Origin of the sequence: Hydrogenophaga sp. PBL-H3, assembly GCF_010104355.1 — a bacterium.
GTDB lineage: Bacteria > Pseudomonadota > Gammaproteobacteria > Burkholderiales > Burkholderiaceae_C > Hydrogenophaga.
The window spans coordinates 1,661,441-1,673,521 of record NZ_CP044972.1 but is presented as its reverse complement, the minus strand read 5'-3'; the positions used below and the strand labels follow the sequence as shown (position 1 = coordinate 1,673,521).

11 protein-coding genes are annotated in these 12,081 nt (G+C 66.9%); 5 read left to right on the top strand and 6 right to left on the bottom strand.

Annotation, left to right across the window (positions count from 1 at the left end; genetic code table 11):
• Nucleotide 1: 1 nt before the first annotated feature.
• Nucleotides 2–1,432: a metalloprotease PmbA gene (pmbA, locus tag F9Z44_RS07960; RefSeq protein WP_159605044.1), complete on the bottom strand. Its 1,431-nt coding sequence runs from the start codon at nt 1,430–1,432 to the stop codon at nt 2–4.
• Between the two features lie 97 nt (nt 1,433–1,529).
• On the opposite strand from pmbA, the gene yjgA reads away from it, so the two are divergent.
• From yjgA to F9Z44_RS07945, 3 genes are read left to right on the top strand one after another with little or no spacing between them, the layout of a single operon-like run.
• Entirely contained in the window at nt 1,530–2,183 is a 654-nt protein-coding gene (gene yjgA, locus F9Z44_RS07955) for a ribosome biogenesis factor YjgA (protein WP_159605042.1), read from the top strand.
• Nucleotides 2,180–2,785: a molybdopterin adenylyltransferase gene (mog, locus tag F9Z44_RS07950; protein ID WP_159605040.1), complete on the top strand. Its 606-nt coding sequence runs from the start codon at nt 2,180–2,182 to the stop codon at nt 2,783–2,785. The genes yjgA and mog overlap by 4 nt, the downstream gene beginning before the upstream one ends.
• A 19-nt stretch (nt 2,786–2,804) precedes the next feature.
• The gene (locus F9Z44_RS07945) at nt 2,805–3,281 is read left to right on the top strand and encodes an FKBP-type peptidyl-prolyl cis-trans isomerase (RefSeq protein ID WP_056273892.1); all 477 of its coding nucleotides are present in this window, start codon (nt 2,805–2,807) and stop codon (nt 3,279–3,281) included.
• A gap of 4 nt (nt 3,282–3,285) precedes the next feature.
• Here the strand turns inward: F9Z44_RS07945 and cysE are convergent, their stop codons facing one another.
• Nucleotides 3,286–4,053, bottom strand: a complete 768-nt coding sequence (cysE, locus tag F9Z44_RS07940; protein ID WP_159605038.1) for a serine O-acetyltransferase — start codon at nt 4,051–4,053, stop codon at nt 3,286–3,288.
• A 9-nt stretch (nt 4,054–4,062) separates the two neighbouring features.
• Nucleotides 4,063–4,797, bottom strand: coding sequence for an RNA methyltransferase (locus F9Z44_RS07935; RefSeq protein ID WP_159605036.1), 735 nt, complete (start codon nt 4,795–4,797; stop codon nt 4,063–4,065).
• A gap of 123 nt (nt 4,798–4,920) precedes the next feature.
• Here F9Z44_RS07935 and F9Z44_RS07930 point away from each other — a divergent pair, with 123 nt between their 5' ends.
• Entirely contained in the window at nt 4,921–5,850 is a 930-nt protein-coding gene (locus F9Z44_RS07930; RefSeq protein ID WP_159605034.1) for an inositol monophosphatase family protein, read from the top strand.
• A gap of 3 nt (nt 5,851–5,853) precedes the next feature.
• Here F9Z44_RS07930 and F9Z44_RS07925 read toward each other — a convergent pair whose 3' ends face one another.
• Nucleotides 5,854–9,075: a PAS domain-containing protein gene (locus F9Z44_RS07925; protein ID WP_159605032.1), complete on the bottom strand. Its 3,222-nt coding sequence runs from the start codon at nt 9,073–9,075 to the stop codon at nt 5,854–5,856.
• Between the two features lie 375 nt (nt 9,076–9,450).
• On the opposite strand from F9Z44_RS07925, the gene F9Z44_RS07920 reads away from it, so the two are divergent.
• Complete coding sequence (locus F9Z44_RS07920) at nt 9,451–10,275, top strand: plasmid replication/partition related protein (protein WP_159608627.1); 825 nt, start codon at nt 9,451–9,453, stop codon at nt 10,273–10,275.
• Here F9Z44_RS07920 and F9Z44_RS07915 read toward each other — a convergent pair.
• Nucleotides 10,249–11,268, bottom strand: coding sequence for an NAD(P)H-dependent flavin oxidoreductase (locus F9Z44_RS07915; protein ID WP_159605030.1), 1,020 nt, complete (start codon nt 11,266–11,268; stop codon nt 10,249–10,251). The genes F9Z44_RS07920 and F9Z44_RS07915 overlap by 27 nt on opposite strands.
• Nucleotides 11,269–12,072 carry an enoyl-CoA hydratase/isomerase family protein gene (locus tag F9Z44_RS07910; RefSeq protein WP_236574294.1) on the bottom strand — a complete coding sequence of 268 codons (804 nt, stop codon included), beginning with the start codon at nt 12,070–12,072 and terminating at the stop codon, nt 11,269–11,271.
• Between the last annotated feature and the right edge of the window lie 9 nt (nt 12,073–12,081).

Genomic DNA, 12,081 nt, shown 5'->3' with positions numbered 1-12,081 from the left:
ATCAGCTACCGGCGATCTTCATGCGGTTCACGAGGATTGATCCCACCGTTTTTGCACCGAAGTTGTATGCATCCGCTCCCACCGCCTCAATCCCCTGGAACATGTCCTTGAGGTTGCCTGCGATGGTGATCTCGTGCACCGGGTAGGCGATCTCGCCGTTTTCCACCCAGTAGCCCGAGGCGCCGCGCGAGTAGTCGCCGGTCACGTAGTTCACGCCCTGGCCCATGAGCTCGGTGACCATCAGGCCGCGGCCCAGCTTCTTGAGCATGGCGCGCAGGTCGTCCCCGGGCTGGGTGAGGCGGCTGGTGAGCGTGAGGTTGTGCGAGCCGCCGGCGTTGCCGGTGGTGCGCATGCCCAGCTTGCGCGCCGAGTAGGTTGAGAGGAAATAACCCAGCACCTTGCCTGCCGAGACCACCTTGCGCTTGGCGGTGCGAACACCCTCGTCGTCGAACGGCGAGCTGCCCTTGCCGTTGCGAACGTGTGGGTCTTCCAGGATGTCGATGTGTTTGGCCAGCACGCGCTTGCCCAGGCTGTTGGGCAAAAAGGTGGTGTTGCGGTAGAGCGCACCGCCGCTGGTGGCCTGCACGTAGGCGCCCAGCAGGCCAGCGGCCATGGGTGATTCGAACAGCACCGGGCACTCGGTGGTGGCGATCTTGCGGCCGTTCAGGCGCGCCAGCGTGCGTTCGGCGGCGTAGCGGCCCACGGCCTGCGGCGAGGCCAGGTCTTGCGGCGAGCGCTGCGAGCTGTACCAGTAGTCGCGCTGCATGTTGGCACCGCGCCCGGCGATGGGCGCGACCGACAGGCTGTGTCGCGAACTGGCGTAACCGCCGCTGAAGATGCCGGCACCGGAGCGCGCGCCCTCGCGCATGTGCGCGGTGAAAAAGTGCGACTGCTGGGCCGACACGCCGGCGCCTTCGCTGTTGTTGATCTTCTTGCTGGTGGCAAAGGCCGCAGCCTCGCATTCCAGCGCGATGCGCATGGCCTCTTCGGAGTTCAGCGCCCAGGGGTGGAACAGGTCGAGATCAAGGTAGCTGTCGGCCACGTCGTCGGCGTCGGGCAGGCCGGCCATGGGGTCTTCGGCGGTGAAGCGGGCTATATCAAACGCGGCTTGCACCGTCTGGCGCACGGCGGCGGCGGAGAAGTCGGAGGTGGACGCGTTGCCGCGCTTCTGGCCCAGGTACACCGTGACGCCGAGCGACTTGTCGCGGTTGCGCTCCACGTTTTCCAGTTCGCCCTTGCGCACCGACACGCTCAGGCCAGCACCTTCGGACACCTCGGCGGCGGCGTCGACCGCGCCCAGTTGTTTGGCGTGCGACAGGGCCAGGTCGACCAGCTCTTCAAACTGGCTGCGGGCGTACTGGAAACCGGGGAGCGGGGCATTGGCCGAGCTTGAGGCGGTGGGCTGGGCCGGGGTGTGGGGGGCATTTTTCATATCGACGGCTATGATACTGGCCGCCCTACCCGGGCGCTGCATCGCGCGCAGATGCCCATGCTGCCCAGCGTGCAGCCCTCCCCTTTCGAGTACCCACATGTCCCGCAAACCCACCAAAGGCTATTTCGTCCGCGGCCAGTTCGTCGCCCTGGGCAGCGAGCTGGACCTGGAACTCAAGCGCGAGCTCAAGGGTTCGGACGACATGAGCAAGACCGATCTCAAGAAGTACAGCGACCGCTTGCAGGAACTGGGCGAGAGCCTGCTCACGTTGCGCGCCGACCTGATGAAGCGGCTTGACCTGTCCGAAAAACTGGTGGACGCGGTCAACGACGCCAAGAAAATCACCAACTTCGAAGGCCGCCGCCGCCAGATGCAGTACATCGGCAAACTCATGCGCGGCGTGAACGAAGCCACGCTGGCCGATGTGGAAGCCGCGCTCGACGAACAAAACAAGGGCTCGGCCAAGGGCACACTCTCATTGCATCTGGCCGAGCAATGGCGCGACCAGCTGATCGCCAACGACGACGCGCTCACGCGCTGGCTGGAGCAAGCCCCGGACACCGACGTGCAGCAACTGCGCGCGCTGATTCGCCAGGCCCGCAAGGACGCACAGGCCAACGAGGCGCAGGAACGTCCGGGCGAGGCCGTGCGCCACGGCAAGGCCTACCGCGAGATCTTCCAGCTGGTCAAAGCCGCGCTGAACCAGGGCGCCGACGAGCCCGACACGCCTGTGGAAGAAGACCCGGCATGAACGAAAAAACCCGCCCATCCGAAGACCCGGTGCGCATCGGCATCGTGTCCATCAGCGACCGCGCCAGCACCGGCGTGTACGAAGACAAGGGACTGCCCGCACTGCAGGAGTGGCTCACGCGTGCGCTCAAGAACCCCATCACCTTCGAGCCCCGCCTGATCCCTGACGAGGTCGAGCGCATCAGCGCCACGCTGATCGAGCTGGTGGAAGCCGGCTGCTCGCTGGTACTCACCACCGGCGGCACCGGCCCCGCGCTGCGCGACGTGACGCCCGAAGCCACGCTGGCCGTGGCGCACAAAGAGATGCCGGGCTTTGGCGAACAGATGCGCCAGATCAGCCTGACATTCGTGCCCACCGCCATCCTCTCGCGCCAGGTGGCCGTGATCCGCGACCAGAGCCTGATCCTGAACCTGCCGGGCCAGCCCAAGGCGATTGCCGAGACCTTGGAAGGCCTGAAAAACGCTGACGGATCGCAGAAGGTCAACGGCATCTTTGCCGCCGTGCCTTACTGCATCGACCTGATCGGCGGACCCTACCTGGAAACCAACGACGAAGTCTGCAAGGCCTTCCGCCCCAAATCCGCCGTGCGCCCCGCGCGCTGACATTTCCACCAGACACACCATGAAGATCACCAAAGACACCATCGTCACCCTCACCTTCCGCGCCACCGATGCCCAGGGCAAGGTGCTTGAAGACGGCAAGGAGCCGCGCGCGTATTTGCACGGCGGCTACGGCAACACGCTGCCGGGCATCGAGAAAGCGCTGGAAGGCCAGGAGCCCGGCTTCGCCGCCACGCTGGTGCTGCCGCCCGAAGACGCCTTTGGCGTGCGCGACGAAAGCCTGGTGACCACCATGCCCAAGCGCGACTTTCCGCCGGGTGTGAAGGTCGGCGGTCAGCTTGAAGGCAGCGACGACAAAGGCCAGCAGCACGTGTTCACCGTGATGAAGATCAAGGGCGACACGGTGCACCTGGACGGCAACCACCCGATGGCCGGGCAGACGCTGAAGTTCGCGGTGAAGGTGGTGGACGTGAAAGCGGCTTCGGCCGAGGAAATTTCACACGGCCATGCGCATGGCGCGCATGGTCATCACCACTGATCCGTCACTTGCCGATCAGCTGATTCAGCTTTTCGGCCTCAAAACACTCTTCGCGCGCCGCATCCTTCGGCACGCAGTCCCCGTCACGCGACGACTGCGAGAGCTTTTCGATCGCGCACCACAGCAACGCAATCTGGTGCTCCTGGCTCGCGGTGGTGTCGATCAGGCCGCGCATGGCCTGCGAGAGTGGGTCATCTTCCTGCGTGATGCCGTAGGCCTGGAATTTCGGGTCGGTCACGTCGGCGCTCTCGCCGGTCTTGCTGGGGATGATGCGCGCCGGAATGCCCACCGCCGTGGCGCCTGCCGGCACCGGCTTGATCACCACCGCGTTGCTGCCGATCTTGGCACCGTCGCCCACCAGAAAGCCACCCAGCACCTTGGCGCCCGCGCTCACCACCACGTCTTTGCCCAGGGTGGGGTGGCGCTTGGTGCCCTTGTAGAGCGAGGTGCCACCCAGGGTCACGCCCTGGTAAATGGTGCAGCCGTCGCCGATCTCGGCAGTCTCACCCACCACCACGCCCATGGCGTGGTCGAAGAACACACGCTCTCCCACCTTGGCGCCGGGATGGATCTCGATGCCGGTGAAGAAGCGCGCCAGGTGCGAGATGAAACGCCCCGGCCATTTGAGGCCGTGCGTCCAGCACCAGTGCGCCGGGCGGTGCAGCCAGACCGCGTGCAGGCCGGGGTAGCAGGTGACAACTTCCCAGACGCTGCGCGCGGCGGGGTCGCGGTCAAGGACGCACTGGATGTCGGAGCGGATGCGGGCAAACATGGCGGCAGTCTAGCGCCTGGCCTTCTCGGCCGCCTGCAGCATCGCCTTGGCAACACCTCGCAGGATGTGGATTTCTTCCTCGCTCGGCGCAGCGCGGTTGAAAAGCTGGTTCAACCGCGGCATGAGCTTCTTGGGCGCGGCGGGGTCGAGAAAATCCACCGCCACCAGCGCCTGCTCCAGGTGGGTGAGCATGCCCCCGATGGCCTGCGCGTCGGCTTGCTGGCGCGGCGGCGCGGGTGGCAGCGGCGCGAAACCGCCGAGCGCCTGGCGCCAGTCGTAGGCGATCAGCTGCACCGCCGCGGCCAGGTTGAGCGAGCCAAAATCGGGTGCGGTGGGAATGCTGAGCGCCGCGTGGCAGCGGTACACGTCTTCGTTGCGCATGCCGAAACGCTCGGAGCCAAACAGAAACGCCACGCCCTCGGGTGGCTCGGGTGTGGCCAGCAGGGTCTGGAAATGTTCGCGCGGTGCGAGCGTGGGTGGGCCGAAGTCGCGCGGCGTCATGGCGGTGGCGCACAGGTGGGTCATGCCGTCGAGCGCTTCGTCCAGCGTGTCGACCACGCGGGTCTTCGCCAGCACGTCGTTGGCGCCGCTGGCTCGCTGGATGGTTTCTTCGCGGCGCAACACGTTGGCCCAGCGCGGCTGCACCAGCACGAGGTCGTCAAAACCCATCACTTTCATGGCGCGGGCCACGCCGCCCACATTGCCGGCGTGGCTGGTCTGGATCAGTACAAAACGGGTGCGCATGCTGGGGTGTGGAGGTGGCGGTAAAATCTCGCACATTGTCGCCGCCCCGCATCGCCGGGGCGCATCTAGCTGCTCTTCCACTGCTGCGCGCCACTTCCCGTGTCGCGCCGAGGTTCACAATTCATGTCGTCCACGCTCCACCCCATGCTCAACGTGGCCATCAAGGCCGCTCGCCTTGCCGGCACCATCATCAACCGCGCCGCACTGGATGTGGAATCGGTCCGCGTTTCGGTCAAACAGACCAACGATTTTGTGACCGAAGTTGATCAGGCCGCCGAGGCCGCGATCATCGACACCCTGCTCACGGCCTACCCCGATCACGCGATCTGGGCCGAGGAGTCGGGCAAGCGCGAAGGACGGCATGGCGGCGCAGACCACGTCTGGATCATCGATCCGCTGGACGGCACCACCAACTTCATTCACGGCTTCCCGGTGTACTGCGTGAGCATCGCGCTCATGGTGGGCAACAAGCTCGAACAAGCCGTGATCTACGACCCGACCCGCAACGACCTCTTCTGCGCCACGCGCGGACGCGGCGCCTACATGAACGACCGCCGCATCCGCGTGGCCAAGCGCACCACGCTGCGCGACTGCCTGATGTCCACCGGGTTTCCGTTCCGCCCGGGCGACGCTTTCCAGACCTACCTGCAGATGCTGGGCGACGTGATGCCGCGTGTGGCGGGTGTGCGCCGCCCCGGTTCGGCCGCGCTCGATCTGGCCTATGTGGCCGCCGGCTTCACCGACGGCTTCTTCGAGATGGGCCTCTCGCCCTGGGACGTGGCCGCAGGCGCGCTGCTGGTCACCGAAGCGGGTGGCCTGATCGGCAACTTCACCGGCGAAGCCGACTTCCTGGAACAGAAGGAATGCATGGCCGCCAACCCCAAAATCTACGGCCAGCTGGTCGGCGTGACCAGCAAATACAGCAAGTTCGCCAGCGCGGGCGACAAGGCCTCGGTGCGGCAAGCCCGCACCATCGGCGCGCCTGCCGCCGAAGCACCTGCTGTCGAAACGCCGGCAGCTGATACCACCAGCCAGGGCGACGCGCCCTTCTGAGGCTCAGGCCCGCGGCACGCGGAACCAGAAGCAGGCGCCCTGCCCGGGCGCCGATTCGGCCCAGATGGTGCCGCCATGGCGCTCGATGATGCGCGCCACGATCGCCAGCCCCACGCCCATGCCGGGCACATCGATGCCGGCGTGCAGGCGCTGAAACAAGCCGAACAGCTTGTTGGCCCGGGCCATGTCGAAACCCATGCCGTTGTCGCGCACGAAATAGGCGCCTGAGTCGGCATCAAAGCCCACGCTCACCACCGGCTCGCCCTGGTGGCGGGAATACTTCAAGGCATTGTCCAGCAGGTTGCTGAGCACCTGGCGCAGGAGCGTTGCGTCGCCCAGCGCGTCGGGCAGGTTGCCCACGTCGATGCGTGCCTGCGGTACCTGCGGTGCCAGGCCGTCGGCCACCGCGCTGGCAAGGGCTGCCATGGGCACGGGCTGGGGCACGAGCTCCACCTGCACCACGCGCAGCAACTCCAGCATGTCGGTGATCATCTGCCCCATGTTGCGTGAAGAGCGCGCGATGCGTTCGAACATCAGGCGCCCAGTTTCGCTCAGCCTGTCGCCCTCCTCCTCGGCGATCACCTGCGCAAAGCCATTGACCGAACGCAGCGGCGCGCGCAGATCGTGGGCGATCGAATACGAGATGGCCTCCATGTCGCGCATGGATCGCTCCAGCTCGGCCGTGCGTGCCTGCACCCGCTGCTCCAGGCTGGCATTGAGCGCATGGATCTGCTCCTGCGCGGCCACGCGCTCGCTGATGTCCAGGTGCGTGCCCGACATGTAGAGCGCACGATCGCCGCTGTCGCGCTGGTGCACACGGCCGCGCGTGTTGATCCAGACCCAGTGACCGTCCTTGTGGCGCAGGCGCACATCGCAATCGTAGAAAGGAAGCTCGCCGCTGACGTGTCTGTCACGCACGGCGTTGGCCCTTTTCAGATCATCGGGGTGCACACGGCTTCGCCAGGTCTCGTAGTCGATCGGCTCCAGCTCTTGCAGCGTGTAGCCCAGCATCTCGGCCCAGCGCTCGTTGATGGTCAAGGTCAGTTCGCTGAGGTTGGTTTCCCAGATGCCGGGGCGCGTGGCGTCCAGCACCCAGGCCAGGCGCTGCCGTTCCTCGCGCAGGGCTTCCTGGGTCGAGATGTAGGAGGTCACGTCGGTGAAGGTGCGCACCACCCCACCGTCGGGCAAGACCCTTGAGCGAATCTCCAGCGTGCGCCCTTCCTTCGTCCTGCGCCAGTAGTGATCGGGCAGGTTGACCGGATCGGGTTCCCCCAGATAGCGCCTGGCCAGGGGGTCCACCAGCTGCAGTTGCGGACCAAAATCACCACGATCGCGCTGAAACTTCACCACCTCCTCGTGCGTGGGCCGCCGCGCCAGCAATTCGTCGGGCAGGTCCAGCAACTCCAGCGTGCGGCGGTTGTAAAAGAGGATGTGCCCCTGGGCATCGACCTTGGTCAGACCCTGGCTGATGCTGTCCAGCGTGGCCTGCAGCGCCGACGTCTTCTCGGTAAGCAAGGCGCCGGTGGCTTCCAGCTGGTTGCGGGTGCGCTTGCGTTCCTGAAAGTTGCGCCAAGCCAGCACCAGCTGCCGCACCGCGCCCAGCAGCGGCTGCAGGAACTCGATGTCGGCCTCGCTGTAGCCATCGGGCTGGTTGGCCAGCCCGACCATGGCCACCAGCCGGTCACCCACGGCCAGTGGAATGCCGAGGAAGGCGTCCATGCCCGGATGTCCGACGGGCATGCCACCGGCACGCGGATCGTGGCGCGGGTCGTTGGCAATCACCGGTTGTCCGCTCGTCATGGCCCGACCAAACAGGGTTTTGAGGTTGCTGAAGGTCATCCCGGCATCGAGCTGGTCCATGTACATGCGCCTGGACTTCTCGTCCCACGAAATGTCGGTGACGGCGTGGGTCTTCAGGTAGGGGTTGTCGTTCACGTCGTACAGAACCTCGCCCACGAAACCGTAGCCACTGCTCGTGAGCTGCAGGAAAGCGTCCAGCAAGCCCTGGAAGGCGCTTCGCTTGTCCTCGGTCTCGATGAACACAGCCTGTGCCCGGCGCACCGCTTCGAGCATGCGTTGCTGCCGCTCCACGCGCTGCTCGGCCACGCGCGCCTCGGTCACGTCGGACGTGAAGCCGTGCCAGATCACCGAGCCATCGGGTTCGCGCTGGGGCACCGCCTCCACGCTGTACCAGCGCTGGCCGCGCCGGGGCAGCACCACCCGGTAGGTCTGCCGCCAGGAGGTCAGGTCACGGGCCGAGGCAGCCAGCGAAGCCAGCACGGCGGGCCGGTCGTCAACGTGCACCCGCTCGAAAAGGACGCGCGCATCGCTCTGCAGGTCCAGCGGCTCGACCTCCAGCATGTCGCGCGCCGCGTCGTTCACGTACGAGATCGTGCTCTTGCCGTCGGGCCAAAGGCGGGCCCGGTACATCATCCCCGGCACGCGCGCGGCAATGGCCTGCAGCAGCTTGAGCTGTTCGGCGAGCTGTTCAACGGCCTCACGCTCAGGCGTGATGTCTTGCACCACGCCAAAATCGGTCTGGGGATTGCCCGCCACCATGGTCTGGCCGATGCGGGTGCGGAACCAGCGCAGCACACCATCGGGGCGCAGCCAACGGAACGCCACCTCACGCCCGTCCATGGCAGCGCGCGCAGCCAGCCAGGCGGGTTTGTCGTCCGGGTGAATGCCGGAACGCCCCTCCATTCGCCGAATGCGGTCGCTGGGCTGCAACCCGGCGATGTCGTAGAGCCCCAGCGACCAGACCACCTCGTCTTCGTTCTCGGCGTTGGTCCAGTGGCCCACCCGCGCCATCTTTTCGATCGCGGCATGGAGCTCCACCTTTTGCTGCAAGGCCACGTTAGCCCGTTGCAGGGCTTCGTTGGAGGTGACAAGCGCAGTCTCGACCTCGCGCTCACGCGTGGTCTCGGTGAAATAGATCAGCAGCAACTTCTCGGGAACCGCGTCCAGCACCGTGGCGTGCATGCGCACCCGGTGGGGCTGACCACCGTTGAAGCGAAGCACCTGCACATCGTCAGGGCCGGGCAGATTGAGCAGGAAACGGTCGCGCTCGGCAATGTCTCGCCAGTGACCCAGCTCCACCGTGGTGCGACCGATGGCCTCGTCCCGCGACAAGCCGGTGATATGCAGCCAAGCCTCGTTGACCGCCAGCAGACGGCCGTCGCGCCAGCGGGACACCGAAGCCGGCAGCGGTGCGGCCATGAACATGGCATCGAATGGAAGGACGCTAGCCCCAGTCGGCGCGGGAGCAGACAAATGGGCGACCCGCTCGCTTGAGGCAGGTTCTGGGGCAGCTTCGGGCATGCTTGCTCTGTGATTGGGGTCGACGGGTACCGGTGTCCGCACAATAGCTGAGTGACTTCTCGCAGGCAGGAACCGCGGGCATCCGACCTGCGGCGCACCCTGAGTCCCCATCCTGTTTCCATCGGCAAACGGTGGCCGCACTTGAGTACGCAAGTCCTGCCCGCCCGAGCGGCCCACCGTCGCACTAATGTACGCCCGCACGCAGGCGGCGAACAGCGGGCATCCGTCACGGTCCATCTACAATTTCGGCCCCCAAGCATCCCCGTGAACCCCTACCCCATGCACATCACCGTCAACCCGGACCTCAAAGCCTACATAGACCCCCTGACACGCGACGAACACGAGGCACTGGAGCGCAGCATCCTGAGCGAGGGCTGCCGCGATGCGCTGGTGCTCTGGAACGACGTGCTGATCGACGGACACAACCGGTACGGCATCTGCCAGAAGCACGGACTGCCGTTTCAAACGGTGCAGAACCCGAATTTCCAGTCGATGGAGGACGTGCACCTGTGGATGATCGACCAGCACCTGGGGCGGCGCAGCGTCTCGGACTTCCAGCGCGGCGTGCTGGCCTTGCGCAAGCGCGAGATCCTGTCCGAGCGGCGCTCGCGCTTTCTGGCATCGGCCCCCGCACCCGAAGACGTGGCGGCCGATGAAGTGCTGACCACCCCACCGCCAGACAATCCAGCGGTACCCACGCCCAGACCGCTGCACAGCCGGGAAGACATCGCCAAGGCCGCGCGCCTGAGCAGCAGCCAGGTGGTTCAGATCGAAAAGATCCAGAAACAGGCCGCTCCCGAGCTGGTGGAGGCGCTCAAGGCCGGCGCGATTTCGCTCAACGCTGCGGCGGCCGTGGCTGGCCTGCCGGCGGACGAACAGAAGGCCGCTGCCCTGGCGGGCAAGGACGAGCTCAAGCTGGCGGCCAAGCGCGCGCGCGAAGCGCGCCGCAAGCCAACCGACGCCATGGACGAGGCACCGGTGACTTCGCCCTCCGATGAACTCGCGGCACTGCGCCAGAAAGTGCTGGAACTGCAGGCCGACAACACCGCGCTGCGCGACGAGCTGGCGGCGCTGCGCTCACAGCTGGAGGCGCAGTCCGTCTGAGGCTGGCGGGGCGGTGAGGTCGTGTGCGGCCCACGCAGCGGCCCGCGCCAGGCTCTCGCGGCACTGCGCCACCATGCGCTGCAGCAGTTCGTCGCAGGTGGGGATGTCGTCGATCAGGCCCACCACCTGACCGGCCCACACCAGGCCGGCGTCGACCTCACCGCTGTGCAGTGCGCCGCGCCCGCGCGCGCCGGCCACCAGCGGCTGGATGTCGCTGAACTCACAACCACCGGGCCGCCGCTCGGTGGCCACCACCTCGTCGGACACCGCGTTCTTCAACACACGCCCGGTGTTGCGCAGGCGGCGGAAGATCAGCTGCGTGTCGCGTTCGGTGGCCTTCACCAGCGCCTGTTTGATCTGCTCGTGGATCGGCGCCTCCACCGTGGCGCAGAAGCGCGTGCCCATGTTCACGCCCTCGGCACCCAGCGTCAGGGCTGCTGCCATGCCGCGCCCGTCGGCAATGCCACCCGAGGCCACCACCGGGATGCGCAGCACACGCGTGGCCAGCGGAATCAGCACCAGGCCCGGGACGTCGTCTTCGCCCGGATGGCCAGCGCACTCGAAGCCGTCGATGCTCACCGCGTCCACGCCATTGCGTTCCGCCGAGAGCGCGTGACGCACGCTGGTGCACTTGTGCACGATGCGCACGCCGTGGTGCTTGAGCTTCTCGATGAAATCCCTGGGGCTGTTGCCCGCGGTCTCGATCATCTTCACGCCGCGCTCGATCACCACGTCGAGGTACTCGGCATAGGGCGGCGGCTTGACCGAGGGCAGGATGGTCAGGTTCACGCCAAAAGGCTGGTCGGTCATGCCGCGGCAGCGGTCGATCTCGCGAGCCAGCGCTTCGGGCGTGGGCTGCGTGAGCGCGGTCAGGATGCCCAGGCCGCCGGCGTTGGACACGGCGGCCGCGAGCTCGGCGGTGCCCACCCATTGCATGCCACCCTGGATGATGGGGTAGCGGATGCCCAGCAGTTCGGTGATGCGGGTTTTCATTCAACGGCCTTTGAAAATCGGTTTGCGTTTGTCGAGAAAGGCGCCCACGCCTTCGGTGAAGTCGGCGGTCTGCGCGCAGGCAAGGAAAGCCTGGGCCTCGGCGTCGAGGTGGGTGGGCAGGTCGTTCTGCGGCGCGCTGCGCAGCAGGCGCTTGAGTTGGCCCAGGGCCTGCGTCGGCCCGGCGGCCAGGCGCTGCGCCAGCCGTTCGCCCTCAGCGTGCAGCGCCTCGGCCGGCACCACGCGGTTCACCAAGCCGAGGCGCAGCGCCTCGGCGGCGTCGACCACATCGGCCAGCAAGGCCAGTTCCATCGCCTTGCGCAGGCCCAGCACCTGCACCAGGCCCCAGGAGGTCGAGCAGTCGCTGCTGGCGCCGATCAGCGGGTAGGCGATGCCCAAGCGCGTGCCCTCGGCGGCCACCACCAGGTCGCAGCCCAGCACCAGGCCCAGCCCGCCGCCGAACACAGCACCCTGCACGCTGGCCACCACCGGCGCGTGCAGGTTCGCCAGCAGCAGCAGGCCACCGTGCATGCCTTGGATCAGTTCGCGCGCCACCGGCACCGGGTCGGCGCGCATGGCCGCGAGGTCACCCCCGGCCATGAAGGCGGCGCCCTCGGCCGAGATGTGCACCGCGCGCACCTGGGGATCGGCCGTGATGGCCTGGCAGGCGGCGTGGAAGCCCTGCGCCATGGCAACGTCGATGGCGTTGAGTGCGCGCGGCCGGTTGAAGCGCAGCTGCGCCACCGCGCCCTCGCGCCAGCACAGCACGCTGGCGCCCATGTCACTGCCGCGGTCGGGGTAGGCCATGCCGTGCTC